The organism is Pseudomonas sp. NA-150 (genome assembly GCF_044336365.1).
Lineage (GTDB): Bacteria > Pseudomonadota > Gammaproteobacteria > Pseudomonadales > Pseudomonadaceae > Aquipseudomonas.
On sequence record NZ_CP172305.1, the window covers coordinates 641529 to 665757 of the forward strand.

At 53.9% G+C, this 24229-nt stretch carries 17 protein-coding genes and 4 pseudogenes; 10 read left to right on the forward strand and 11 right to left on the reverse strand.

What is annotated here, in order from left to right:
• Positions 1 to 2: 2 nt before the first annotated feature.
• The 3 genes and pseudogenes from ACF0H7_RS03155 to ACF0H7_RS03165 all read right to left on the reverse strand — a co-directional run.
• On the reverse strand, positions 3 to 1220 hold the full coding sequence (locus ACF0H7_RS03155; RefSeq protein ID WP_397451357.1) for a type II secretion system F family protein: 1218 nt from the start codon (positions 1218 to 1220) through the stop codon (positions 3 to 5).
• Between the two features lie 2 nt (positions 1221 to 1222).
• Positions 1223 to 2782 (reverse strand): annotated as a pseudogene (gene pilB / locus ACF0H7_RS03160) (type IV-A pilus assembly ATPase PilB); the annotation flags it as partial.
• Positions 2772 to 2993, reverse strand: a pseudogene (locus tag ACF0H7_RS03165) (IS21 family transposase); the annotation flags it as partial. The pseudogenes ACF0H7_RS03165 and pilB, both read right to left, overlap by 11 nt.
• Before the next feature lie 77 nt (positions 2994 to 3070).
• Between ACF0H7_RS03165 and ACF0H7_RS03170 the strand changes: the two are divergent.
• Positions 3071 to 3349: pseudogene (locus ACF0H7_RS03170) on the forward strand (aldehyde dehydrogenase); the annotation flags it as partial.
• 144 nt (positions 3350 to 3493) lie between these two features.
• Here the strand turns inward: ACF0H7_RS03170 and ACF0H7_RS03175 are convergent.
• The 3 genes from ACF0H7_RS03175 to ACF0H7_RS03185 all read right to left on the reverse strand — a co-directional run bounded on the left by ACF0H7_RS03175 (position 3494) and on the right by ACF0H7_RS03185 (position 8361).
• Complete coding sequence (locus ACF0H7_RS03175; RefSeq protein ID WP_397451358.1) at positions 3494 to 3880, reverse strand: response regulator; 387 nt, start codon at positions 3878 to 3880, stop codon at positions 3494 to 3496.
• A gap of 1843 nt (positions 3881 to 5723) precedes the next feature.
• Positions 5724 to 7070 carry a cation:proton antiporter gene (locus ACF0H7_RS03180; RefSeq protein ID WP_397451359.1) on the reverse strand — a complete coding sequence of 449 codons (1347 nt, stop codon included), beginning with the start codon at positions 7068 to 7070 and terminating at the stop codon, positions 5724 to 5726.
• A 676-nt stretch (positions 7071 to 7746) separates the two neighbouring features.
• Complete coding sequence (locus ACF0H7_RS03185) at positions 7747 to 8361, reverse strand: LysE family translocator (protein ID WP_397451360.1); 615 nt, start codon at positions 8359 to 8361, stop codon at positions 7747 to 7749.
• Positions 8362 to 8485: 124 nt separating this feature from the next.
• Between ACF0H7_RS03185 and ACF0H7_RS03190 the strand changes: the two genes are divergently transcribed.
• On the forward strand, positions 8486 to 8953 hold the full coding sequence (locus ACF0H7_RS03190) for an Lrp/AsnC family transcriptional regulator (protein ID WP_397453813.1): 468 nt from the start codon (positions 8486 to 8488) through the stop codon (positions 8951 to 8953).
• A gap of 63 nt (positions 8954 to 9016) precedes the next feature.
• Positions 9017 to 9352: pseudogene (locus ACF0H7_RS03195) on the forward strand (transposase); the annotation flags it as partial.
• Between the two features lie 421 nt (positions 9353 to 9773).
• On the opposite strand, the gene ACF0H7_RS03200 reads toward ACF0H7_RS03195, so the two are convergent.
• The 4 genes from ACF0H7_RS03200 to ACF0H7_RS03215 all read right to left on the reverse strand — a co-directional run bounded on the left by ACF0H7_RS03200 (position 9774) and on the right by ACF0H7_RS03215 (position 15426).
• Entirely contained in the window at positions 9774 to 12197 is a 2424-nt protein-coding gene (locus tag ACF0H7_RS03200; protein WP_397451361.1) for an AAA family ATPase, read from the reverse strand.
• A gap of 578 nt (positions 12198 to 12775) precedes the next feature.
• On the reverse strand, positions 12776 to 13417 hold the full coding sequence (locus ACF0H7_RS03205; protein ID WP_397451362.1) for a hypothetical protein: 642 nt from the start codon (positions 13415 to 13417) through the stop codon (positions 12776 to 12778).
• On the reverse strand, positions 13414 to 14211 hold the full coding sequence (locus ACF0H7_RS03210) for an HNH endonuclease (protein ID WP_397451363.1): 798 nt from the start codon (positions 14209 to 14211) through the stop codon (positions 13414 to 13416). Before ACF0H7_RS03210 ends, ACF0H7_RS03205 begins: the two co-directional genes overlap by 4 nt.
• Before the next feature lie 201 nt (positions 14212 to 14412).
• Positions 14413 to 15426 carry a GlxA family transcriptional regulator gene (locus tag ACF0H7_RS03215; RefSeq protein WP_397451364.1) on the reverse strand — a complete coding sequence of 338 codons (1014 nt, stop codon included), beginning with the start codon at positions 15424 to 15426 and terminating at the stop codon, positions 14413 to 14415.
• Between the two features lie 157 nt (positions 15427 to 15583).
• Here ACF0H7_RS03215 and ACF0H7_RS03220 point away from each other — a divergent pair, with 157 nt between their 5' ends.
• From ACF0H7_RS03220 to ACF0H7_RS03250, 7 genes are all read left to right on the forward strand, one after another.
• Positions 15584 to 16309 carry a GntR family transcriptional regulator gene (locus tag ACF0H7_RS03220; RefSeq protein ID WP_397451365.1) on the forward strand — a complete coding sequence of 242 codons (726 nt, stop codon included), beginning with the start codon at positions 15584 to 15586 and terminating at the stop codon, positions 16307 to 16309.
• A gap of 27 nt (positions 16310 to 16336) precedes the next feature.
• On the forward strand, positions 16337 to 17836 hold the full coding sequence (locus ACF0H7_RS03225; protein WP_397451366.1) for an aldehyde dehydrogenase: 1500 nt from the start codon (positions 16337 to 16339) through the stop codon (positions 17834 to 17836).
• Positions 17817 to 18734 (forward strand): dihydrodipicolinate synthase family protein, encoded by a 918-nt coding sequence (locus ACF0H7_RS03230; protein ID WP_397451367.1) that lies wholly within the window; start codon positions 17817 to 17819, stop codon positions 18732 to 18734. Before ACF0H7_RS03225 ends, ACF0H7_RS03230 begins: the two co-directional genes overlap by 20 nt.
• 18 nt (positions 18735 to 18752) lie before the next feature.
• Complete coding sequence (locus ACF0H7_RS03235) at positions 18753 to 20078, forward strand: NAD(P)/FAD-dependent oxidoreductase (protein WP_397451368.1); 1326 nt, start codon at positions 18753 to 18755, stop codon at positions 20076 to 20078.
• Between the two features lie 201 nt (positions 20079 to 20279).
• Positions 20280 to 21281: an ABC transporter substrate-binding protein gene (locus tag ACF0H7_RS03240; RefSeq protein WP_397451369.1), complete on the forward strand. Its 1002-nt coding sequence runs from the start codon at positions 20280 to 20282 to the stop codon at positions 21279 to 21281.
• A gap of 62 nt (positions 21282 to 21343) precedes the next feature.
• Positions 21344 to 22231: an ABC transporter permease gene (locus tag ACF0H7_RS03245; protein WP_397451370.1), complete on the forward strand. Its 888-nt coding sequence runs from the start codon at positions 21344 to 21346 to the stop codon at positions 22229 to 22231.
• Complete coding sequence (locus tag ACF0H7_RS03250; RefSeq protein WP_397451371.1) at positions 22224 to 23321, forward strand: glycine betaine/L-proline ABC transporter ATP-binding protein; 1098 nt, start codon at positions 22224 to 22226, stop codon at positions 23319 to 23321. The genes ACF0H7_RS03245 and ACF0H7_RS03250 overlap by 8 nt, the downstream gene beginning before the upstream one ends.
• Positions 23322 to 23459: 138 nt before the next feature.
• On the opposite strand, the gene ACF0H7_RS03255 is transcribed toward ACF0H7_RS03250, so the two are convergent.
• On the reverse strand, positions 23460 to 24206 hold the full coding sequence (locus tag ACF0H7_RS03255; protein ID WP_397451372.1) for an NADPH-dependent F420 reductase: 747 nt from the start codon (positions 24204 to 24206) through the stop codon (positions 23460 to 23462).
• Positions 24207 to 24229: the final 23 nt, after the last annotated feature.

The following is a 24229-nucleotide window of genomic DNA, read 5'->3' on the forward strand; positions in this document are numbered from 1 at the left end:
GGTTAGACGACGTTTCCGAGCTGGAAGATGGGTAGGTACATGGCAATAACGAGGCCGCCGACCACGACACCGAGAACGGCCATGATGAAGGGCTCCATCAGCGCGGTCATGTTATCGACCATATCGTCGACTTCGTCTTCGTAGTAGGTGGCGACTTTGTCGAGCATGGAGTCGAGGGCACCGGATTCTTCGCCGATGGCTGTCATCTGGATGGCTAGGGTTGGGAACACGCCGGTGGTGCGCATGGAGAAGTTCAGTTGCATGCCGGTGGAAACGTCTTGTTTGATTCTGATCACCGCGTTTTTGAATACGACGTTACCGGTTGCTCCGGCTACGGAATCCAGTGCTTCTACCAGGGGTACGCCGGCCGCAAAAGTTGTGGAGAGGGTACGGGCATAGCGGGCTACGGATGATTTGTAGATTAATGGACCGACGACGGGGACTTTGAGTAGTCCACGGTCTAATGAGTCGCGAAATTTTTGGGAGGTCTTATATGCGCGTTTAAAGCCGAACGTCGCTACTACAAATCCCGCCAAAACGATATACCACCAGTTTTGCAATATTTCGGAAAGACCTATAACCATCAGTGTGAAGGCTGGTAGCTTTGCGCCAAAGCTGGAAAAAACCGCCTGAAATTGAGGCACGACTTTGATCAACAAAATGGCTGAGACAATCAAGGCTACGACCACCACCGCAATAGGGTAGGACATTGCTTTCTTGATTTTGGCTTTGAGCTTTTCTGTTTTTTCTTTATAAGTAGCTACCCGATCTAGCAGGGTTTCGAGTGCGCCTGCTTGCTCCCCAGCATCAACTAGGCTGCAGTACAACTCGTCGAAGTACTCTGGCTTCTTCTTCAAGGAATTAGCGAAACTGTTACCGGCAGCCACTTCTTGTTTGATCTCATTGACCAAAGTGCGCATCCGCGGGTTGTCGGAGCTTTCTCCGATGATGTCGAAGGACTGCAGTAATGGAACCCCCGCTTTCATCATCGTTGCCATTTGGCGAGTAAAAAAAGCGATGTCCAGCGGTTTGATTTTCTTGCCTTCGCCGAAAATCGAGATTGCTTTCTTGCGCACCTTGATCGGATTGATGCCTTGCTTGCGCAATTGGGCTTTGACCAGCGCCTGGTTATGCCCATTCAACTCACCGCTGAGTTTGGCGCCTTTCTTGTCAGTACCTTCCCAGGCGTAAACACTGACTTTGACTGCTTTGGTCGCCATGCTTAATCCTTGGTCACGCGGTTGATTTCTTCAAGGCTGGTGACACCCTGCATCGCCTTCATCAAGCCTGAGGTGCGCAAATCATTAAAGCCGTCTTTGCGCATCTGAATGGCGATGTCCATGGAGTTGCCTTCTTCCATGATCAAGCGCTGCAGGTCAGGGGTGTTCTTCACCACTTCATAAATCCCGACGCGGCCTTTGTATCCGCCATTGCAGTTGTCGCAGCCGACTGGCGAATACAAGGTGAAGGTGCCGATGCTTGCCTCAGGAAAACCCTCTTTGACTAGAGTTTCGTGGGGAATGTCCGCTTCTTTTTTACAGTGGGTGCAGAGCTTACGCGCCAATCGCTGCGCGATGATCAGGTTGATCGCGGTGGCAATGTTAAACGCGGCGACGCCCATATGGTGCAGGCGAGTCAGGGTTTCTGCGGCGCTGTTGGTGTGCAGTGTCGATAACACCATATGCCCGGTCTGCGACGCCTTGATCGCGATCTCGGCGGTTTCCAGATCTCGGATTTCACCCACCATGATCACGTCCGGATCTTGACGCAGGAATGCGCGGAGGGCCTGGGAGAAGTCCATGCCTTGTCGCGGGTTGACGTTGACCTGGTTGATGCCTTCCAGGTTGATCTCCACCGGGTCTTCTGCAGTGGAGATGTTGATATCCACTGTGTTGAGAATATTCAGACCGGTGTACAGCGAAACGGTTTTACCCGAGCCAGTTGGTCCGGTAACCAGAATCATGCCTTGCGGTTGCTTAAGTGCATCCAGATACAATTGCTTCTGTTCAGGCTCGTAACCGAGTGCGTCGATGCCCATCTGCGCACTGGACGGATCGAGGATCCGCATCACAATCTTTTCGCCCCACAACGTCGGCAGGGTATTGACCCGAAAATCGATTGCCTTGGTCTTGGAAATACGCAGCTTGATCCGACCGTCTTGCGGACGACGACGTTCGGAAATATCGAGGCTGGCCATCACTTTCAAGCGTGCTGCGATTCGTCCTGCCAGTTGAATCGGAGGTTTAGCGACCTCATGCAAAATCCCATCGGTGCGCAGGCGAACGCGAAAGGTCTTCTCATAAGGTTCGAAGTGCAAGTCAGAGGAACCTAGCTTGATCGCATCCAGCAGCATCTTGTTAACGAAACGCACGACTGGCGCATCGTCGGCATCCTGTCCGGCGATCGCGTCATGCTTTTTATCGTCGGTGGACTCGATGTCGAGGTGTTCGAGATCGACATCTCCCATCTCGCCAAGGCCAGCGTTATTACCGTCGAAGAACTTGTCGATGGCGTCGCTGAGTTTATCGTCTTCAACCAGAATGGCTTCGGTGTTCAGCCCGGTGCTGAACTGAATGTCGGTGATGGCCTGGTGATTGGTCGGGTCGGAAATGCCAACAAATAATTTATTGCCGCGCCGCCACAGTGGCATGGCCTGGTGCTGACGAATCAGCTTTTCGCTGACCAGGCCTTTGGGCTGAGCTTCTTTATCCAGCGTGCTCAGGTCCATGAACGGCACACCGAATTGCTCCGACGCGATCTCAGCCAGCACCAGGCTCTTTACGTTGATCACTGGGAACCGTCGGCGCTGGCGGGAATAGACATCGCTCCAGTTCGGCGTCCGACAACTGCGTGGGCCAAGTCAGCCCGCAAGCGTTGAAGCGGTGCAGATAATTGCCGGCACTGCCGCTGCTGATGCGAAGGCTGGTGGCAATTTTGCGCACGGACAGGCCGGCGTCGAACTTTAAGCGTAGTACCTCTCGGATTTTACGCATGGATATACGCTCCACGACGACCTCTTCGCTTCGAGAAAAGAGGTCGATGGTAGTGAATAATCCTGCGTTGCTGCCTCATACCTGAGGACCCAGGCGCAAAGAGCGAGTTAGCGAAGGAAGGCAAAATGGCCTTCGACTTTGGCTCGTTCTGGTTCAAAGGCCAGACTATCCGAACCGGTCAGGCCAACGTCAAGGCGTACAATCGCCAACTGGCTGAACTGATTCATCACGACCGCGCCAAGCCTTCGCAAATTATTTCTCATCGCCTGCCTCTCGCTGAAGGCCCGGAGGCCTACAAGCACTTCGATGCACGGGATGATGGTTGGACCAAAGTTGTGCTCAAGCCTGCCGCTTGAGACCGGCCCCTCGCTTGCATTTTCGGATGCAAGCGATCACCTGGGTGAACAATTCGGAATAAGAGAGAAACGTTGCGAGGTGAATGGCTACTTACGGCGGAAGCACAGGCGGCAGACCCGGGCCATCTACAGATGTCCAAGGCTCTAACGAAGGAGTTCCAACGTCATCCGCTCAAATTGGTCAACTGTCCAAGGCTTCTGAATGTAAGCAGCGCCCGGAGGAAGTGTTGTCAATGGTAGCTCGTATCCGCTGGTAATCAGGAGAGCAACGTTGGGCCACTTCACCTTGACCATCTCAGCAAACCTGGTTCCCAGCAACCGTCCAGGCAAGCCATGATCGACGATCACCAGCGGACAAATTGCGTGGGACTCAAGGACATGTTCTAGGGCGTCATCGGCGGTTTCGAAAGCCACGGCCGTGGCGCCGATGTCTGTCAAAATATCAACGATGAGGGTACGTATGACGGGGTCATCCTCGACCACGACAACATCGCTACGATAGCCGTAAATCTGTCGAAATTTATCATTCATCGGTTTCGTCCAAGCCGAGGCCAAATTGTGCCAAGAAGAGTCTCGACCAAGAGACTATCCGCGGACCCGCGTACTCGCCGGCTCGAAGTCGGGTGGTACATGGCTGCCCCCTTCCATGTACTTCATGACGCCATACACCACAGCGATCCACAGGAGCGCCAAGGCTACGATTCCCGCGATAAATCCTTTAGTAATCATGATGTTCTCGCCTGCCAGTTATGGACTTACGACCACTCATTTTAATAGGTTGAAAATCGTTCAAATAAGTACAACTAAAAGTGCTTTTTCCGTCAACTGTTTCAGACAGAAAATTTCAGAATTTCGACGAAAGACATCCAGATCATTTCCTCAAACGCACCAACCCTTCCAAGGCACCAGCCATGCGACTTCTGACACGACTCGCAGGAGCGGGCGTGAACGTATTGGCAGTCGACGATGTTTTCTACACCACTCAGATCAAACCCACCAGTTACGGTTAATCGGCCAGTCACGACAGGTAGAAAATGGCCGATTCTGTTGAAAAAGCCAGTTTTCTCAAGCTGCCCGAAGACTGATCGGTGAAAGCGCCTTTTTAGCACGCAGCTACGTAAAACTGAGTCCGAATGCCTCTGCGACGATTCAAGATTTCAATCTCAGACGCGTACTTTTTGCCCATGGAAACCAAGATCGACTTTTTCAACAGAATCGGCCAATTACGGCCGTTCGCAAAAGCGTTTAAAGGACATTTGGACGTCCGCTGCACATTTTCTTTTGGACCTTCGCGCTCGGGATGAGCGAGCCGGACGTCTTTTCGCGTGCACTGATTGCATCAGTGTCGGCCTTGGCGGGAGCGCATTGCCAGCGTGGTGTGCCCGAGCGGGCAGCCGGCCTCGCGGCACTAGTCGGGATGGTGACGCTCGGTCACGCTGTTGCCGCCTGGTTCGAACATGGATCGACCGATCCAAGTAGCTATGCCGAACAAGCCTTCAACGAATTGCGCGATCTCTCGACGTTTACTGCTATTCGGTCTTAGCGGACGTTGGTCCATCAACAATTCTCGGCCGGTATAGGCCGTTCAGCTGACGATGTACGGACCGTTCAGGCAAACAGCCGCTTTGCCCGTCTGACTTAACCGTATTGAGACCCGAGGCGGCCAGATGAACTCCCCGAGAACCGAGTTCAACGCCTGGACTAAGAGGCTCCCTCGAAGCGCACGCATTCCCCGGATGCGATTGTTAGTGTTGCCCTGCGGAGTGTTGGCGCGCGCGCCCTTCAGGCTTCGCGGCGAGCTGCCTCGAACGTCAAGCGCGGATTGCGAGGGAACATTGCTTCACCGGAAGCGTAACCGATCGAGCAGATGAAATTTGATTTGACCCGGGTCCCTGCAAAGAACTTCCTGTCTAGGTCGTCATTATCGAAACCCGACATCGGATGGCAGTCGAGCCCTGGCGCCCGTGCTGCCAAAATCAGATACGCGCCCTGAAGGCTGCCATTACGATCCGTGGAGTGTCCGTGCCGTGTTCACGAATGGCAGCGCGGCTAAACCCTCGGCGTGGGCGATCGTAGCCCATTTCGCCGACATCTTACCCCGCGTCTGTCGCCGCTAGCGATCGGTTCGATGTCCACGCCACCCAGTATCAACCTTCTGGCGCCGCATTTTCCCGCCGCGGAAGGAGCACCAAGTCAGCCGCTTCCTCGGCGTCTTTGAGGAGCGTCTTGCGCGGCGTGCCCATCAGCGCACGCATAGTCAGACCGCGGGCAAGGTCGAGGGTCTGGCTCGCGCGCACTGCTACGGGAAAGTCAGACGGCACTTCTCCCGTGCAAATCCCGCCTCCTGGCGTCGCGGCTCCGGCCCGGTATGCCCTCAGTCGTCGCGATTGATCGCGTTGCCGCGTTCGTAGCGTTCCAGCAGCGGTTGAATACTCACCCCGTGCAGCAAAATACTCAGCGCCACAACCGACAGCGTCATGCTGATGGTGTTGTGCGCGGAATTCGCCGGCAGCCCATGGGCCAACGCATAGCACAGGTAATACAAGGTGCCGATGCCGCGAATCCCGAACCAGCTTACCAGTGCTTTCTGTGGCACGTTCAACAAGCGCTTGCTGACCAACAGCCAGACGCTGAGCGGACGGATGATGCAGAACAGCACCAATCCCAGGCCGATGGCCTGCCAGTCCCAATACAGCGAGAGCGCCGCGCCCAGCAGGGTGATCAGCAGCACTTCCATCGAGCGTTCCACCAGCCCGCCGAAGGCCAGCATATCGCCCATCATCACGCCCGCTGCAAGCTGGGTATCGCTCAGTTCTTCGGTGGTGGCCAGGGCGGCTTCCGGGTCGGCGTGCATGTGGCCCAAAACCGGTTTGGCCACGTGCTCGGACGGCAGCTCGGACTGCGTGATCTGCGCTTCGGCCTGACGCAGGCCCAGCCCGGCCGCAAACACCGATAGGAAGCCGAACGCGCCCAGGCCTTCAGCAATCACGTAGGAAATGGCGATGAGCGCCAGGGCCAGAAAGTCATTGGGTGAAGAGGTGCTGTCGGCGTTCTTGATCCGCAGGTAAATCATCAACTGCCCGACGCCACGGCCCAGGCCGTAACCCAGCAGCAACCCCACCGGCACGCCCCAGACAATGTTCCTCAACAACCAGCCCTGCACCCAGTCGAAGTTGCTGTCGTGCATGCCCAGAAACGCCAGGGCAAAAATCACGAAGGGGAAGGCGGTGCCGTCGTTCATCCCGGCCTCGCCCGACAATCCGAACCGGACCCGGTCAAAGTCCTGCGCGTTGTTGACCTGCACTAACCCGGCCAGCACCGGGTCCGTGGGCGACAGCATCGCGCCCAGCAGCAGTGAAATCCCCCAGGAAATCCCCAGCAGGTAATGCGCCGCCAAACAGGTGCCCAGTATAGTTAGCAGCATCACCGGCCCGGCCAGCAGGTACGCGGCCACCCATGCCTTGCTATTGAACGGCAGGCGCAGCTTGATCCCGATGTTGAACAGCGAAAACAGCACGGCGACTTCGGTCAGGCGCTCAAGCCAATCAAAGGAAGTGCGCACGTCCAGTTTCATCAGGTCCAGTCCCATGGGGCCGATGGCGAACCCGAACGCCAGGCACACCGCTGACGTGGTCACGGGCAACCAGCGCAGGTAAGAGGACGTCAATGCGAGCAGCATCAACAGGACGCCGAGCACAGTCATGCAAAGAATAAAACTCATCCGGCCTCGATATGCATGGAGGTCCTTCGTTCTGTGTGTGACTGTCCCATGATCGGATAGTTGAGACAGTTTGTTGCGGCGGGGTGACGATCACTATGCAGCTTTAGTCGCGGAATTCGGTGACGAGATCAGCAGACCGGATTCGCCAGATGTACGGGTGACCTCTATTAGTTCAACACCGGCCGCCAGTACACCGCTGAAGGGCAAAAGATCGAAGCATGGATCGTGCATGTCGATAGCCCTGTCCCGGAGTCCCCCTTTGTTTGTTGTGCATTTCCGTGACACCAGCAGAATGATCCATGGTTACGTTCGAATCTTCGAGTTCACGGAACGGGCAATCATGGACGCTTACGAACACGGCCGTTACGACGGCGCTTAAGGCTAGGAATCATCGCTAAGATCCACCCCAAACTCTGGCTTAAAAACCTTGGGCAGCGTCAGTAGACATGGTAGGCATGTATTGCCTATTCGCTTGCTTAGGCAAGACAGCCAGCGCGCTACATGGAGGCGTTGATGGGAAATTGCACCGTACCTGACCACCTATTTGCATTCGTCTTGACCACCCGCTTGCATTCGAACTGACCAGGTTTTTGCATCGGATCTGCCAGCACAGTTCGCGCCTTCGACCGGCTGAAGTCGACCCGTTGCGGACGCTCGATTGAAGTCGGGCTGTGAATCAGATGAAGCGCTCCACCACGAGTGAGACTGCAACAATCACCATTGCGCCTCCAGATATCTGACTTACTACTTTGGCAGCACCAGGTCGGGTGCGTAACACCGTCTTCGCCCCGAAACCAACGACAAGGTAGACCACCGCGCAGCTGATCATGTGGACCATACCCAAACAAATAAGCTGCATAGGCATTGGCCAAGTGGAATGCGGATCGGAAAATTGTGGAAGCAGCGCCAGGAAAAGCAGAAAAACTTTTGGATTCAATCCGCTCACGCAGAACCCTTTGACGTACCACCGCAAAGAGCTTCCGGCAGGAGTCTCGGCACCTTTGATGGCGGACGCAGGAGCTACGAGAAGGTTCACGCCAAGCCAAAGTAAATACAGGCCACCCCCTACGGTGAGCAGGCTCATGGTCACCGGCATACTGGCAACTGCGCTCCCTACGCCCGTAGCCACAACGAGGGTCGCAGCGAGGTGGCCCGAAAGCATGCCAGCTACAGCTGGCATAACACGACGACCGTGTAAACCAGCTGAGATGGAATACGCCCAGTCCACTCCTGGCGTAATAACAAACAGAAATGAAACGGCCCAGAATGCCGCAAGAACTCCGATGCTCACTTTTCTACCTCACTAATCGAGTGACGCAATGCCGCTCGTGACAGCAGGAAGATTAAAGAAGGCGCTGTAGAATGTGCTTTCAAACCTTCTGCTGGCTAAGGCTTTTTTTGGAAGAAATATGAACATAGATCGAACTGACAGGAAGATTCTTGCGGAGTTGCAGAGAGACGGGCGCCAATCTCTTACGGAGTTGGCAGAACACATCGGCTTGAGCCTTTCGCCCTGTCACCGACGAGTGCGCGCTTTGGAAGACGCAGGTGTAATCGTGGGATACCGCGCCGAGCTTTGCGCAAGAGAGCTTGGACTAAATTTCTCGTCCATCGTTTTCGTCACGCTGCGGGAGGGCCACCACCATGCCGTTGGGGACTTCGAGACTGCATTGCAAGGGATCCCGGAGATCGTCCAGGCGCAGCGACTGTTCGGTGATCCTGATTACCTGTTGCAGATCGTAACCGCGGATCTGCCAGCGTTCCAAAGGCTCTACGACGAGCACCTGTCGCGACTGCCCAATGTGCTCCGGCTAACCTCAACACTGGTGATGAAAGCCGTGATTGAAAGTCGTCCGCTGCCTTTGCCGAAGGCCATGGGTTAGTGGTGCAACAGCATGGTTGTATAGCGGCTCCTGGCCCAGAGTGTGTAAAAACGCCCCGGTAACATGCACTGCTACTGGAGTTCGAGCTGCCAAAGCTGCGCGCTGAAAACGCAGTGCACACCGAGCACGGAGCGGCGAGTGCGGCGCTGGGAACATGAGGGGGTGCTGGACGAAATGCAGACCCGGTTGAACCACGCGCCAGAGATGATGAGGGTTCGAAAACGGACTGTTGAGCATCCCTTCGGGACGCTCAAACAATGGATGGGGGCAACGCACTTCCTGACTCGAAAACTTAACGGGGTGAGTGCAGAGATGAGCTTGAATGTGCTCGCCTACAACTTGAAGCGGGTGATGAAAATCATCGGCACCGAAGGCTTGTTGAAGGCGATGGCGGCGTAAAAGCCCCAGCTTTTTCTGCTCCAACAGTTGCCAAAGCACTTCATAAGCGCTCTGACGCGTCACCGACGCTGATCGTGTCAAATGCTCGGGAAATCGCCACGCCCAGGAGCACTGGGCTGAACCACACAAGATACGAAAGTGTTTTTACACACTCTCGGCCGAAAGCTGCCGTACCAAGCAGACCGCTTTCGGCCAAGAGCGGACTGTCGGAATCCTATAAGTCAGGTGAAACTGGGCGCGCAGACTGCGAATGTCATGCACGCCATCAACCCAGAAACTCCAAGCTGCCCCTGCAACTGAGTCGATAGCAGACATTTGACATCGTCTGGTTACGACCCTCGGGCCGCAGATTAGCGCACGCTTTAGCATTCCCAAGATGCTGTTGCACCTTGAGTGGCAGACGCTCTGGAAAGCTTGTACATCAAACCACTCGTTCGGGTTCACCAATGCTTTTCAATAGAGCGTTATATTGGACAGCATCAGAGGCATATATTTTATCCAAGACGTAGTTCGCTACTTTAGCAATCTCAGGAATTTCTACTGGCTTGAAGCTTCTGTCTGGAACAGCTTCCAAGTGAGAGAACTCATTGTTTAGGCGATTGACAAGAGCAATGGCGGTGTCTTCCTCTTCACCAAAGAACTTTTTTATCCGTTCAAAGGCGTCGCTTGCGTTGTCATGATAGGGGTATTTGAAGAACAGAAAAGCCTCAAGGAACTTCCGCAAATTGTTTCCGAAACCAAAGAATGGTTCGTGGCTCATTTGCGCGGCAGCCTGATCTTTGCACTTATAGATCTGATGAAACAGGTAGTGAAATTCAGTGATGTAGTCTTTTAGATAAGACGGCATGAGTAGGATGTTGCTTGCTGCGCCGTTGCGCTCGATCAGGAAATGCTCGTGGTCATAAACGCTCTTGGTCTTACCTTCACCCGCAGGTATTTTCTTTGTGGGAATGGACAGCCGCTTGAGATATTTCAGAAAATCCAAATTGTGTGTTGAGATGAAAAGCTGCTTGTAGCGGTAACCGTTTGAACCATCGGTTTTTTTTATGGGCTTAGCGATCAAGCTTTCAATCAAGCTGAACATAAAAAATATATGGTTACTGTCCAAGCTTGAAATTGGGTCGTCAATGTAGATTACAAGTTCTTTACCCTTGCTCTCTGGATCGTTTAATTTTGCAATGAAGTAGCAGAAGGCAATCAAACTGCATTCTCCTTCGCTTAGGTTGTACGCGGCCTTGCCGTCTCGTGTGATCTCGAATTTGACAGTTGCCTTATCAGCACTATCACGAGGCTCAAGCTTGAGGCCGTCATGGCCAAAGAAGTTGTTGAGCAGGGAGTTGACTCGCTCAGCCCCTTTGCGCTCATCCTTCTGCTTCGCTCTTAAGGTTTGCATTTCTGCCTTGGCGTCACGAATTTCCTTTTCTGCGTCCGTATATGCTGTGCCTGCGGTATCGGCTCTGGTCTTGAGGGCCGCTATGCGGGCAAGTTCCGTGTCATAGGTTATCGCGTCCGCAAACGCAAACACGTCAGCAAACCGAAGCGCATCTCTGGCAGCAGTCTTGTCTTTTTCCAGAGTCTTTGTCTTGCCATTATTTGTGGCAATCAAAGTATTGATGGCGTCCACATGCTTCTGGATTTCTTTGGGATCGTACAATGACGGCAGCAGTGCCACGGAGTGGAACAGATTGCTTTTTCGTGTTTCCAGCAACCTCTTGAGCGCTTCCATGTCTTTCTTGTAGACGCCCAATGCCTCGGCAAGCGCCTTGCTGCTCGTGTCAAATTCAGAACGTTCCTCCGTGTAGAACTGATCGCTTCTCAACGAGACGAAGCCAGCGACGGCCGCAATCTCGCCATTGACTGAGGTGATGGCATTGTCCAAGGAGGTTTCAAGATCACCGGATTCCTTACTGAAGTGCTCGTCCAGCCTCTGCCAAACGTCATGAGGCAAGCTCTGCCGACAGAAGGCACAGATATCGCGTTTGTCACGGTGATGGGCGATACCTTGCTTGACCCACAGTTGCAATACGCTGTCGTTGAGTAGTTCTTGAATGGGTTTGGTCGGCGTAATCACTTTGGACAGAATTGGCTCGGCTTGACCTTTCAAGGAATCAAACTGGAGGGCAATTACAAGCGTGTTTGTTATGTCAGGCAAAGCTTCTTGCTTGAGCAGTGCAAGCTTGCCAGCCTGCTCCTGAAGCGTCAGCGGGACGAATTCAGCCTTCTTAGTGGCGGCAATGTCGCGTCTTATGTGGTCGATATTGTAAACGGGAACGCCGTACTGGAGGTTCTTCTTGATCTTGTCAGCGGCGTGCGAACGCAGCTTGCCTTCCAGTGCAGTGAAAGCGGTACTGTGGTCGGTATTGGTGCGGTCGCGCTCTTTTCTCGTGGCCTCAAAGTCAAAGCAGAGGCCAGCCTTGGCCTCAACGCTTCCCAGCTTAGTCTCGATGGCAGCAATGGCGTCGTCAATTTCCTTGTTCTGCTCACCGACTATGGCGAAGGTCTTGATCTCGCCGCCATCCTGATTGACCAAGAAGCTGAGATTATCAGTCACAAAGTCGCGGTTGTAGACCCTCACGTCATAGTTGTGGGCCAGTAGGCCCGAGCAGGTGACAGCGCCCTTGTCGCCCGTAACGGTGAAGGACGAGCCAGCGTAGTTCAAGGGGAGTCTATGCGTCTCCAGTGCACGAAAGATACGAGAAAGGGTCGTCTTGCCCGAGTAGTTGCGCCCGTAGAGGATATTCAGACGCTGAAAGGTCTTAACGTTTTTTCCACTGTCCCTAACGGCTTTCTTCCACTCTAGCCCGGAAAAGCTGCCGAAGTTTGCGATGTCTATCTGATTGATCATTGATCCATTCCTACCCTGGTGGATTTTTGTGTGCGCGCAACAGATCGTTACTTCAGTCTACACGGAGCGTTCTATAGCAAACTGTGCAAGTGGCCGCTTCTGGCCGACTCCCGCCTGGAGTGACCGGCAGAGAGCGGCCAGAAGAGGGCTTCGATAGGGCTTGTTTCGGCCCAATCCGGACGCGCGACTATGAAATAACAAACTCGCCCTGACGATCTTTATATTTCGACAAGCAATCATAGCTATTGCGAAGCAGCAGGTTGGAACCTGCCTGTAAGAAGGAAGTCAGCTCTTTTCGGAGGCGGCCAATCGCGCGAGAGGTATGCATCCTTCGCTCGTGACAAACCCTGTCTCCTCCGCCTCCGTCGGCAGCATATATAGAACGTCGAGTGGTAACTCCTTTCCTGCAAGTCTCAATTCCGTCTTCAGTCGGGACAGAGGCTCGCCAGACGGGCCGACGATCAAAATGTCAAAATCACTGCCCACACCGAACAGAGAAGACCCAAACATGAAGGGCTCGAACTCCCGCAGGGACTGGCAGGATTTAAGTAGGTATATTGCGACTTCACGTGCCGTCATCAGCGGTTCTGCAACAGCACTTTTAACTCGTCCCATTTCATTACCTCACATCCAAGGCCTCGCCCTGCTTCTATGGCATTCTGAGTGGGCTCCCCGTTGGGATTGATGTTCCAGGCTATATCGATGGGGCCGAACCGATCCCAGAAGGTGCGAATGGCATCGGCTGTCGGCTCGTACTCCAAAATCATTCCTACGCGACAGGTGCGCCCGCTGGCGAGCGTCATCGTGAAGACGCGATCAAACTCCCTATCGAGGCTCGTAACGGATCTAATTTGCCGTATGAGTCGATACGAGAAGAAGTAGTCCTTCTGGGCCGCAGTCTTTACATCTCCTGTGTAAATGGCGGAACCGAGTGTACCGGCGTTTCCCCAGCCTATTGTGTTGCTTTCTAAATATCTAATCGCCCCGCCTTCCCAGATACACTCCTTTCGATATCCGCATAGGAAATCCATGTCAGGGAAATCTGCAAGGTATCTCATTGCCAATTCGGCGTTGATCGCGTAGGCGGCTGAGATAACCGCAACTGCGTCGGGCCGGTCAGGCATCGTGATCCTGATAGCGTCATCGCGGAAATGCTGCGCCGACGACGCTCCGTGATTTGCCCAAATATTTTTAAGTGCGTAATTCACCTGCCAGTTCATTCGAAGATTCCATCCATTTCTGCGGGATAGCGAATAGCGCCGCCCGCGACACCACAAACGTGACGCTCTGAGAGACCCCGAACATGTTCTTGATACCGAGCGAATGTCTGTCTCTCAGCTTCCGTCATGTGGTGCAGATTTGCCTTGATGATGGCTTGGGTGCGGAAATGATTAGGCAGAATGACACCTCGCATCCTCTGCACCCACGTCTTAGCTGCTTCAGATTCCGGATCATATTCGAAGCTTGATCCATCGGAGGGCGCGAACTCCTTCCATACTGCCTTGTTTTCGGCCATGGCGGCGACCACAGCGTCTTTAACTTGGCCGCGCTCATCGTAGACACGAATTCCTTGCTTGTTTGCCAAGGCCGCGAGGTGGTTACTTTTCCAGCCTAGCAATGTACCCCGGCTATATCCGCCGGGATCCTTGTCGATGATCGTATGGCAGGTCGGGCACAACAGGATAAGGTTTTCAAAGGAGTCAGCGTCGAACTCTACGACGGACCTTTCTTCGTGTCGCGGCCCCGATTCTCCGTGCGGAATCACATGAGCCATTTCGGCTATATGCTTATCTCCGCCCATTTCAGCTGGGAATAGAGGCTGGAGGCATTCGGGGTGTTGGCAGTGACCTGCGGCCTCAGAAAACAGCCGCAGTTTCGTTTCTTTAGGTATACGTTTGCGATCTGCCATGGTTGAGAGCCTAAAATCCGACGAGACTAAAAAGTGGTGCAGAAGGTACAGCTCAAAAGGATCAGTAAAGACACATACTGACGCGGAGAGTTGACGAAAAAACATGCATCACCATTTTATAGGGGCGACCATGGATCGAACGACCGCTTCTGACCGATTTTTGCAAGTCGCCACCGTAAATTCGAGGGCGATTGCTGCCTATAGCGATAGGCCGATTTCGACCCACAACGGACGGTCGAGATTTTCTCAGTCGCAATGAACACAAGTGTGGGTGTCAGCAATATGTATTCGGCAACCGTTAAGTCGCTACCTGCTTAGCCTCTTTTCCTTGGAAGGACGATAGCCAAAAAAGGAGCTGTAGCATTTGCTGAAGTGGCTGGGCGACACGAACCCGCAGGCCACCAGCACCTCGACCTGAGACATCTCGCTGTGTTGCAGTAAGCGCCGAGCTTCAGTAATTCGAAGCTCCAGATAGTAGCGTTGGGGCGTCGTACCAAGCTGCTCTCTGAACAGACGCTCAACCTGTCGACGTGATCGGCCTGAATATACCGCGAGCTGCTCCATCTCCAGTGGTTCCTCCAGATTCGTATCCATCAGTTTGATGACCTCTCTTAAGGGCGCACTAACTGAGACGTTTGGTGACGCCTTGGTTCGCCGATAACGAGACTCCTCGAAGGAAAGAATGTCCTCGATGCCTTCCACGAGAGCTTTACCGTGTAGCCCCTTAATCCACTCCAGTGCCATGTGGTAGGAGCCAGAGGGACTGGAAGCGGTCAATCGATCTCGATCCAGAAGAAATGGCTCGCTCGTGACTTGAGTCGCTTTTGATATTTCGGCGAGAGCCGGGCGATGTTCTGGATGAATCGCACAGCGGTATCCGTCAAGCAAACCGGCAGCACCTAAAAACCAAGCACCATTCCAAAGACCTGCCAGGCAGACATCTGTCTTAGATGCGAGCTTGAGTAGGCTGATCAACTGTTCGTCGGCCTTTAGCTCAGTTCGATAGCCCCCGCAGATGAGCAGCAAGTCCAGATCTTTGAGGGCTTCAGGTCCTATTTGAGCATCGGGCCGAATGACGAGGCCCAGGTCGCTGAGTATCTCGCCGTTGCCAAGCCCAAAGGTTCGAGAGCAAAACAGCTTGGGCCGCAGCAGATTCGCCGTGACAATCGTGTCTAGCACTTGGGTAAATGCTGGCAACGAAAAATGCTCCAGCAGCAGAAAGCCCACCCGCGTCTGCTGCACTGGCGCGGTATTGTTTGCTTCTAAAAACCTAAGGTTTTTGCCCTGCATGCATCCGCTGAACTGCCTACGTTCGACCATGATTCGCCTCGCCAGTGAGGTTATGGGTATCAGCATAATTCGCAAAAATGGCCATGCCTGTTTGCGACAAAAAATAGCGATTTACGACATTATACAATATGTCTTATTGACGTCTACAAATTGTATTATTAATCTGAAGTCACCTAGGAGATACCGCATGAAGGCTTTAAACGCAAGCGATGAAAGGGTTCGAGAGGCCCCACCTGTAGACCGTAAGACAGCTTTGGAGCAGACGCTGAAGAAGCGAATCCTGAGCATGGAGATAGCGCCTGGCGCGATCCTCGACGAGGTCGCATTGAGCGACGAGTTCGGGATGTCTCGGCCACCTGTTCGTGAGCTGATCCGGCAGATGGCTGCTGAGGGCTACATAGAGCTTGAGGCGAATCGAGCACCACGAGTGTCCTCGATGAGCCATGAAACGCTTCGCAGCTACTTCTTGGCCGCACCGCTTATTTATGCGGCGACAACGAAGCTGGCAGCAATGATTGCAACACCTTCGGAGATCCAAGGGTTGAGACGGATCCAGGCGCGTTTCCGTCAGGCGGTTGACGAAAAAGATGTCGACGGTCGGGTTTTTTACAACGATCTGTTCCATCGCCAGATCGGAGTTGTGGCCAAGAACCCACATCTGTTTCCAAGCCTTTGCCGTCTGTTGATCGACCACGCCCGGCAAGCGAAGACTTTTTACGGCTTATCTAACGACGCCACGATGCAGGCGGACTTGGAGGAAGCGGTGCAGCAGCACGACGACATCATTGATGCCATCGAGCGACGTGATCCGGAAACGGCTGAACAGATCGTGCGCTCGCACATCGATCTGGCCCGACGTCGCATGGCTATGTACACGGCGCCGGAGGGCGTTGAGGTGCAGATAGAGATTTAGCTCAGTTGACCCGTTCAGGAGACTCGCATGACCACCTTGCTACAGAAACACGAGTACGAAGGCATTGCCCGAAATCTGAAACTTCCCGAAGCCGCTGTGATTGATGGCAAACCCTGTGCTGCGGCATCAGGAGAAACCTTCGATACGATCAATCCAGCGACTGGAGAACGTCTGGCCCTGTTGCCAGCATGTTCCTCTGAGGATGTTGATCGTGCTGTTGCTGCTGCTCGTGCAGCGTGGGAAAGCGGCTCCTGGTCCAAGCTTCACCCTGCAAGCCGTAAAAAAGTGCTGTTGCGTCTTGGTCAGTTGATCGAGGACAACGCGCAAGAATTGGCGGTGATGGAAAGCCTGGATAGCGGCAAAACCATTTTTGACTGCGAAACCGTCGACCTCCCGGAAACGGTGAACTGCCTTAAGTGGCACGCCGAGGCTATCGACAAGATTTACGATCAGGTTTCACCCGCATCAAACAGCCATATCGCGGTCATTGTGCGCGAAGCTATTGGTGTAGTCGGGCTGGTACTGCCATGGAACTTCCCTCTGCTGATGCTGGCTTGGAAGATCGGTCCGGCGCTCGCAGCGGGTTGCTCGTTGGTGGTGAAGCCAGCCGAGGAAACCTCTCTCACTGCTCTTCGTGTCGCTGAGCTTGCTCTGGAAGCAGGCGTTCCAGCAGGCGTATTCAACGTGGTAACGGGTTCAGGTCCAGACGTTGGCGAACCGCTCGGTCGCCATCCTGATGTGGATGTAATTTCGTTCACCGGCTCAACTGAAACCGGTCGCCGATTCCTCAAGTACTCCGCTGAGAGCAATCTCAAGGAAGTCGTCCTGGAGATGGGAGGCAAGAACCCCTGCATCGTCCTGGATGACGTCGAGGATCTGGATACGGCAGCTGCTCATATTGTGAACGGTGCATTCTGGAACATGGGCGAAAACTGCTCGGCGATTTCTCGACTCATTGTCCACAAAGACATCAAAGAGCAACTGCTTCAGCGAATCGAAACCCTTGCTGATGACTGGCATGTGGGTGATCCGCTTGATCCTGCTAACCGCGTAGGTCCTCTGGTTTCGCCAGAGCACTACAGCAAGGTCAGCTCGTACCTCGGTGGTGATGAAAAGGTCATCTACGGCGGCAAGACCAGCCATGGTCGTTACGTGCATCCAACCGTGCTGGATGTTTCGAGCAACGACTCAAAGCCTGCCCGCGAAGAAATCTTCGGCCCGATTTTGTCGGTCATCACCGTCAGCAGCGCTCAAGAAGCTGTCGCTGTCGCTAATGATACTGAGTACGGCTTGGCGGCATCGGTGTTCACCGACAATGGCAAACGCGCGATGCGCATTGCTCGGGCTTTGCGTGCTGGCACGGTCACCGTCAACTCGTTCGGCGAGGGTGATATCACCACTCCATTCGGTGGGTTCAAGCAATCGGGCTTTGGTGGCCGTGACAACTCGCTGCATGCACACGACCAGTACACGCAACTGAAAACGATCTGGCTGGACCTGTCCAGCGATGAACAAGAAGAGGTTTGAGAAGATGTCGAGTTTCCAATTCACCGGTCTTAACCTGGCGATCACTACCCCGTTTGATGCCCAAGGGAAGATTGATTTCCCTCGCTTCGAGCAACTGATCGAGCGTTATATCGCGGCAGGCGTGCATGGTTTCGTGCTCAGTTCCGGGACGGGCATGCACGTATATCTGTCGAAAGAGGAATCTATCGAACTCATCACTTTCGGCGCCAAGGTTATTGGTGGTCGCGCCAAAGTGATCGCTCAGACTTCCGCCTTGTTGGCAGACGACGTTGTTGAGCGTACTCGTCGTGCCGCTGACGCAGGTGCTGATGGTGTGATGGTTCTCCCGCCTTTCTTTGAAGGGCCCACCGATGACCAAGGCATTATCGATTTCTACACAACCTTCGCCAGCGCCGGTTTGCCAGTGATTGGTTATAACGTGCCGCAAGCCGTGGGCGTTGAAGTCACTCCGTCACTGCTTTGTGAACTGTGCAAAATTCCGAATTTTGCCGGTGTGAAAGACAGCAGCGGTGATCTTGCTGCCCAGGCTTCCCTGATCCGTACCGGCCTGCCAGCCATGAACGGCGCCGATCCACTGGTTCCGTACGCAATCTTTGCAGGCTGCGCTGGCCTGATCTGGGGTGGTGCAAATATGGCCCCGAAAACCTGCGTCTCGCTGGTGAACGCCGCGCTGGAAAAACGCTGGGACGAAGCCCGCGAAATCTGGAAGCAGTTGGAGCCGGTGATGTCCCTGATCTGGCAAGGCGATTACGTCCAGTCCGTCTACGCCGGGGTCGAAATGACAGGTTACGGCGCCGGTAATCCACGACGTCCTCTAGCTCGTCTGTCCTCCGAAAAAGTTGAGACGCTGCGTGCAGCGCTGGGCTCGCTCGTAGAAATTGAAGCAAGCTCACTCTAACGGTGGAGCGCAACAATCATGTATGTGGCTTCCAGACTTCCAATAACTACCGACGTGTCAGGCTGGGTGCATATGCTGCCAGCACGTCACCCGAATCTCCCTCTGACTGAAACTATCACGGCTGACATAGCGATCATCGGTGGTGGATTCGCTGGCTTGTCAGCCGCACGGCGGCTGTCTTTGCTGGACCCCTCGCTTCGAGTTGTTGTACTCGAAGCGGGTGTGATCGGCGAAGGTGCTGCGGGACGTAATTCCGGTTTCATCATCGACCTGCCTCACGAGGTGTCATCTGATGATTTCGGGAAGTCTTCCAATGAGCGTGCCCTGAGAGACATCACGCTTTATCGCACCGCCATTGAGTTGGCCGCGACGATGGCTCAGGAGCAAGGTTGGGGTAAGGATATCTACGATCCTTGCGGTCGATACAGCGTGGCAATCAGCGGTCAGGGCGATGATCACATCAAGTCCTATGCCAGCCAGTTGGACGGTCTGAACGAGCCATACACGCTGTTGGATGCAAAAGAGATCGTTGGGGTAACGGGTTGCTCAACCTATACATCCGGGCTGTACATGCCTGGAACTGTAATGATTCAGCCTGCGGCCTATATCCGTTCGATTGCGGACAGCTTCAAGGCTCCTATAAGAGTGCTTGAAAACACTCCGGCATTGTCTTTCGAGAAGGCGTCAGGCGGCTGGTCGATCAAGACACCGAAGGGAAGAGTGAACGCGGGAAAGATCATTCTGGCGAACAACGGACATGCAGAAAGCTTCGGTTTCTTTAAGGGCAATCTACTGCATATTTTTACGTATGCATCGATGACTGAACCGTTCGATCCTAAGCGCCTGGCTGGTCAACGCGATTGGGCTGCTACACCTGCCTTGCCTATGGGCACAACGGTACGACGTATCAGTGGTAAAGACGGAGATCGGGTGTTGATACGGTCACGCTATACCTATCACTCCAAGCCGCAAGTCAGTGACGCGACGGTTCAGCGAGCAGGGCGAGTGCATGATCACAAATTCGCTGACCGCTTTCCGTCTCTCAATGGCGTAGCGATGCAGTACCGCTGGGGTGGACCGATGGCACTCACACGCAACAGCGTGCCTGCGTTTGGTGAGGTCGACCAGGGTGTAATTGCGGCATGCGCTTGCAACGGGCTTGGTGCTTCAAAGTCCACAGCGGCTGGCATTGCAGCAGCTGAGGTTGCATTGGGAGTGAAAACAGCGATGACTGAAATTTTCAGCCAATACGCGAATCCCGTCAGTTTGCCTCCGCAGCCCTTTTTGAGCATCGGGGCCAAAGCTAACCTGCGTTACAAAGAGTGGCAGGCCGGTCGAGAATAACTATCAAAGTGATTTACCGCTAACGAAAAAAATAGAAAGGTATTTAGCGAATTAATAACAACGCCGAATACGGCATCAAATAAAACTAATCCAGGGTCCCAACCCTGCCGAAGCTTAGCAATAACTTTATAACTGCCATTTGGTCGTATCGCAGCGGTGCGCCCGAATATCCGAACTAGAATAAACACAGAGGAATCGCAGATGAAAAAAGTGCTCGCTTCTACAAGTTTAGTGCTCGGCTTATTGGGGATTACCTCAACAGCCTTCGCAGCAGCTTGTGACACGGTAACGATTGCCAGCATGAACTGGCAAAGTGCAGAGGTGCTATCAAGCATCGACAAACTGGTTCTGGAGAAAGGCTACGGCTGCAATGTTGAAGTGAGTATCGGCGACACCGTGCCCACAATCACGTCGATGGCTGAAAAAGGCCAGCCGGACATTGCTCCAGAGGCTTGGGTAGATCACCTCGCTGACGTCGTTGATAAGGCGACAAAAGAAGGCAAGCTGGTTTCAACCACGAATGTCTTCTCAGAAGGCGGCGTCAATGGGTGGTGGATACCCAAGTACGTGGCCGATGCCCACCCGGATATCAAAACGATTGCGGATATGCTCAAGCATCCTGAGCTATTCCCGAACCCGGAAGATACGTCTCGCGGCGCAATTTACAACGGCCCTCAAGGGTGGGGTTGGACCATCATCACCTCCCAGCTGTACAAGGCCTACAACGCTAAAGCTGCCGGTTTCGATTTGATCGACACGGGTTCTGCTGCGGGCCTGGACGGTTCTATTGCCAAGGCATACGAGCGCAAAAAAGGCTGGGTTGGCTACTACTGGTCTCCTACTGGCCTGCTCGGTAAGTACCAGATGGTAATGCTCCAGCCAGGTGTGCCGTACGATGCGGATCAGTGGCACAAGTGCATCACAATTGCTGACTGTCCAAATCCAAAACCGTCAGCAGGTCCCGTTGACCGCGTGGTGACGCTTGTTTCAGGAACGTTCGCCAAGCGCGCTAACGCTGACGTGATGGCCTACCTGAGTAAGCGCTCTTGGAAAAATAATGATATCAGCGCGCTCATGTCTTGGATGGCTGATAACCAGGCAACTGGCGAGCAAGCGGCACAGCACTTCTTGAAAACAAATCCGAATATCTGGAATAGCTGGGTGTCTGCGGATGCTGCGGCAAAAATCAAGTCGTCTCTGTAAATCGGCCTGAGACTGGGTGCGTAATGCGCACTCAGTCCGCTTGAGAAGTAACGAGGTACTGTATGGACTGGTTAACCAAATTTCCGCACATGGACGATGAGTCTTTGTTAGGGCTAAAGAAAGGCATTGATGAAAGTTTCCGCGCTTTTACTCGTGCTTACGGGGACAGCATCGACACACTGTTCAGCCCGCTACAACAGTTCCTGCTCGCCAGTGAGCGATTCATGACCAATACGCCTTGGCCGGTGATCATGCTGATCATCATGGCGCTGGCGTGGTTCGCAAGTAGAAGCTGGAAGGTGGTTGTCGGGTGTGCAGTGGTGTTGCTGCTCATTGGTTATTTCGACATGTGGGAAGACACGATGCGCACCGTATCGATGATCTTCGTTTCGACGGTGGTGGCCATCGTCGTCGGGATCCCGGTCGGAATCCTTATGTCTCGCTCCGAGCGATTCCAGAGAGTGATCAGTCCGATACTCGATGTCATGCAGACAATGCCGAGCTTCGTCTATCTGATCCCAGTGGTCATGCTCTTGGGTATTGGGCGTGTGCCTGGGCTCATCGCAGTAGTCATTTACGCATTGCCACCGATGATCCGGCTGACCGACCTTGGCATTCGCCTGGTCGACAAGGACATTCTGGAAGCAGCGGATGCGTTTGGCTCATCCACTTGGCAACGCTTGGTTAAAGTGCAGCTTCCGTTGGCACTTCCGACCATCATGGCCGGTGTCAATCAGACCATCATGATGGCGCTGGCGATGGTTGTCGTCGCTTCCATGATCGGTGTTCAAGGGCTTGGTCAACCGGTTCTCAAGGCCATCGCCAACCAGTATTTCACCCTCGGTATCTTCAATGGCTTGGCCATCGTTGGTATCGCAGTGATTTTCGACCGTATCAGTCAGGCTTACGGCAAACGCTTGCAGAAGCATCAGGAGGTGGCTCATGGCTGATCCCGCAGGCGGTATAAAAATCCGCAACCTTTACAAGATATTTGGTCAACACGCGCAAGAGTATGTGCAGAGTGTTGCCAATGGCATGTCCAAGACTGAGCTGCTAGAAAAGCATAGTCACGTGTTGGGCCTGCGCGATATCAACCTCGATATCCCAAGCGGCACCATTCAGGTGATCATGGGGCTTTCGGGCTCAGGCAAGTCAACACTGATTCGCCACATCAACCGACTGATTGATCCAACTTCCGGTGAAGTGGTGATTGGCGGCAAGGACGTGATGAAGATGAATGCTGCTGAGCTGCGAGAGTTTCGGCGGCACCAGACGGCGATGGTTTTTCAGAAGTTCGCGCTTCTGCCGCATCGCAACGTTCTGGAGAACGTCCTCTACGGCCTAGAGGTTCGCAATATCGGTCGTAAAGAGTGTGTTGAAACGGCGATGAGGTGGATCGAGCGAGTGGGCCTGAAGGGCTTTGAGAAGCGCTATCCAAATCAGTTGTCGGGAGGCATGCAGCAGCGAGTTGGCCTGGCACGTGCGCTCTCAAGCGACGCACCCGTGCTGTTGATGGATGAAGCCTACTCCGCGCTAGATCCGCTGATTCGGATGGACATGCAGACGGTGCTCCTTGATTTGCAAAAAGAGATCAAGAAAACCATCGTCTTCATCACTCATGATCTGGATGAAGCACTTCGCCTGGGTGATCAAATTGCGATATTGAGGGACGGTATTATTGTCCAGCAGGGAACGCGTCAGGACATCGTGCTGCGGCCAGCCGATGAGTACGTTGCCAACTTCGTCAGACAGGTGAATCGCGGCAAAGTGGTCAATGTCGACGCAGTGATGGCGCCGTTGAAAACCAATACTGCTACCAGCGCAAATGTATTGAGTTCGTCCCAGACCATCGAGGAAGCAGTGCGAGTCGTCGCGGGTTTTCCAAACACCGACTTCACCGTCCTGGACGCGAATGGCCATGCAGTTGGTTATGCCAATCTGGGCATGTTGGCAAGCGCATTGGTGTCCAATGGCGAAGAGCATGCGGCCACCGGCGCCCATGTCGTCACTCCTATCCAGAGTGCTCGCGTTTCAAAGTGACGAGGATTCAGCGGCGGTAGGGTGACTTACAGGCAGGCCTCTCGTTTCAGAGGCCTGAATGAATTCGCCAATAATGGTGGATGTCTACTTTAGCCGTGTAGGGCCAGTTGCTAGTTGTTCTGGCTCGCGCCTATCTTGTCAATCTAATGGACTGAAGGAGCGATTCATAGCGACGACGTCCTCATGGCTAGGGTTGGAACCAAGCTTTGCAAAGTGGCTAGGCAGTTCATCTCGCGTCACTGCGGCCTGTCCTTTGACGGCAATCAAAAGCGCTCGGCGCATAGTTTCGGCATCATAGTCGCAGCAATAGCCTGGTGTGGACGGTTGCTGTCTCCATGACTCCTCAATAGAGCCACCGTCGACCGGTTCGAAGCCTGCTTGGCTCACCAGTGACATCACTATTTCCTTAGCCATCGCGTCATCGCCTGCAATCGCTGCGGCTAAACGTTTCGGAGCGCCTTCTGGACGCCCAAACTCGGCGAGGGAATAGGCAAGCACATTGTTGAACGCCTTGATCACAGGCCGTCCGATCTGAGTCGCAACACATACGCTTTCCGTCAACCCGTCATCGATTTGTGCAATGTGAGGGTCACGCAAATCAGGGTAATAATTGCTAGTGTCGACGACTGGGACGCTACCCGGAACACTCGTGAACAAATCAGAAGGGAGTGCGCTCAAGGCAGGCAGTGGAATCGACAGAATGATTACATCTACGCCATCGACGGCGCCTCGGACGTCTACGGGCTCAGCACCAATCTTATCGGCAAACGGCTGCACGCCATCGACCCCGCCAGAGTTCGCTACACGGACTTCGTGGCCAGCGGCTTTGAACTTCCGTGCAAGGGTGCCGCCAATATTTCCGGTTCCAATGATGCCGATTTTCATAGTTGATCCTCATCAAGTCGCAT

Coding starts and splice junctions, on each gene's coding strand:
- ACF0H7_RS03220 (WP_397451365.1), top strand. CDS start 15,584: ATGAAGGCTTTAAACGCAAGCGATGAAAGGGTTCGAGAGGCCCCACCT.
- ACF0H7_RS03245 (WP_397451370.1), top strand. CDS start 21,344: ATGGACTGGTTAACCAAATTTCCGCACATGGACGATGAGTCTTTGTTA.
- ACF0H7_RS03240 (WP_397451369.1), top strand. CDS start 20,280: ATGAAAAAAGTGCTCGCTTCTACAAGTTTAGTGCTCGGCTTATTGGGG.
- ACF0H7_RS03180 (WP_397451359.1), bottom strand. CDS start 7,070: ATGAGTTTTATTCTTTGCATGACTGTGCTCGGCGTCCTGTTGATGCTG.
- ACF0H7_RS03175 (WP_397451358.1), bottom strand. CDS start 3,880: ATGAATGATAAATTTCGACAGATTTACGGCTATCGTAGCGATGTTGTC.
- ACF0H7_RS03235 (WP_397451368.1), top strand. CDS start 18,753: ATGTATGTGGCTTCCAGACTTCCAATAACTACCGACGTGTCAGGCTGG.
- ACF0H7_RS03200 (WP_397451361.1), bottom strand. CDS start 12,197: ATGATCAATCAGATAGACATCGCAAACTTCGGCAGCTTTTCCGGGCTA.
- ACF0H7_RS03205 (WP_397451362.1), bottom strand. CDS start 13,417: ATGAACTGGCAGGTGAATTACGCACTTAAAAATATTTGGGCAAATCAC.
- ACF0H7_RS03155 (WP_397451357.1), bottom strand. CDS start 1,220: ATGGCGACCAAAGCAGTCAAAGTCAGTGTTTACGCCTGGGAAGGTACT.
- ACF0H7_RS03230 (WP_397451367.1), top strand. CDS start 17,817: ATGAACAAGAAGAGGTTTGAGAAGATGTCGAGTTTCCAATTCACCGGT.
- ACF0H7_RS03255 (WP_397451372.1), bottom strand. CDS start 24,206: ATGAAAATCGGCATCATTGGAACCGGAAATATTGGCGGCACCCTTGCA.
- ACF0H7_RS03250 (WP_397451371.1), top strand. CDS start 22,224: ATGGCTGATCCCGCAGGCGGTATAAAAATCCGCAACCTTTACAAGATA.
- ACF0H7_RS03215 (WP_397451364.1), bottom strand. CDS start 15,426: ATGGTCGAACGTAGGCAGTTCAGCGGATGCATGCAGGGCAAAAACCTT.
- ACF0H7_RS03210 (WP_397451363.1), bottom strand. CDS start 14,211: ATGTTTTTTCGTCAACTCTCCGCGTCAGTATGTGTCTTTACTGATCCT.
- ACF0H7_RS03225 (WP_397451366.1), top strand. CDS start 16,337: ATGACCACCTTGCTACAGAAACACGAGTACGAAGGCATTGCCCGAAAT.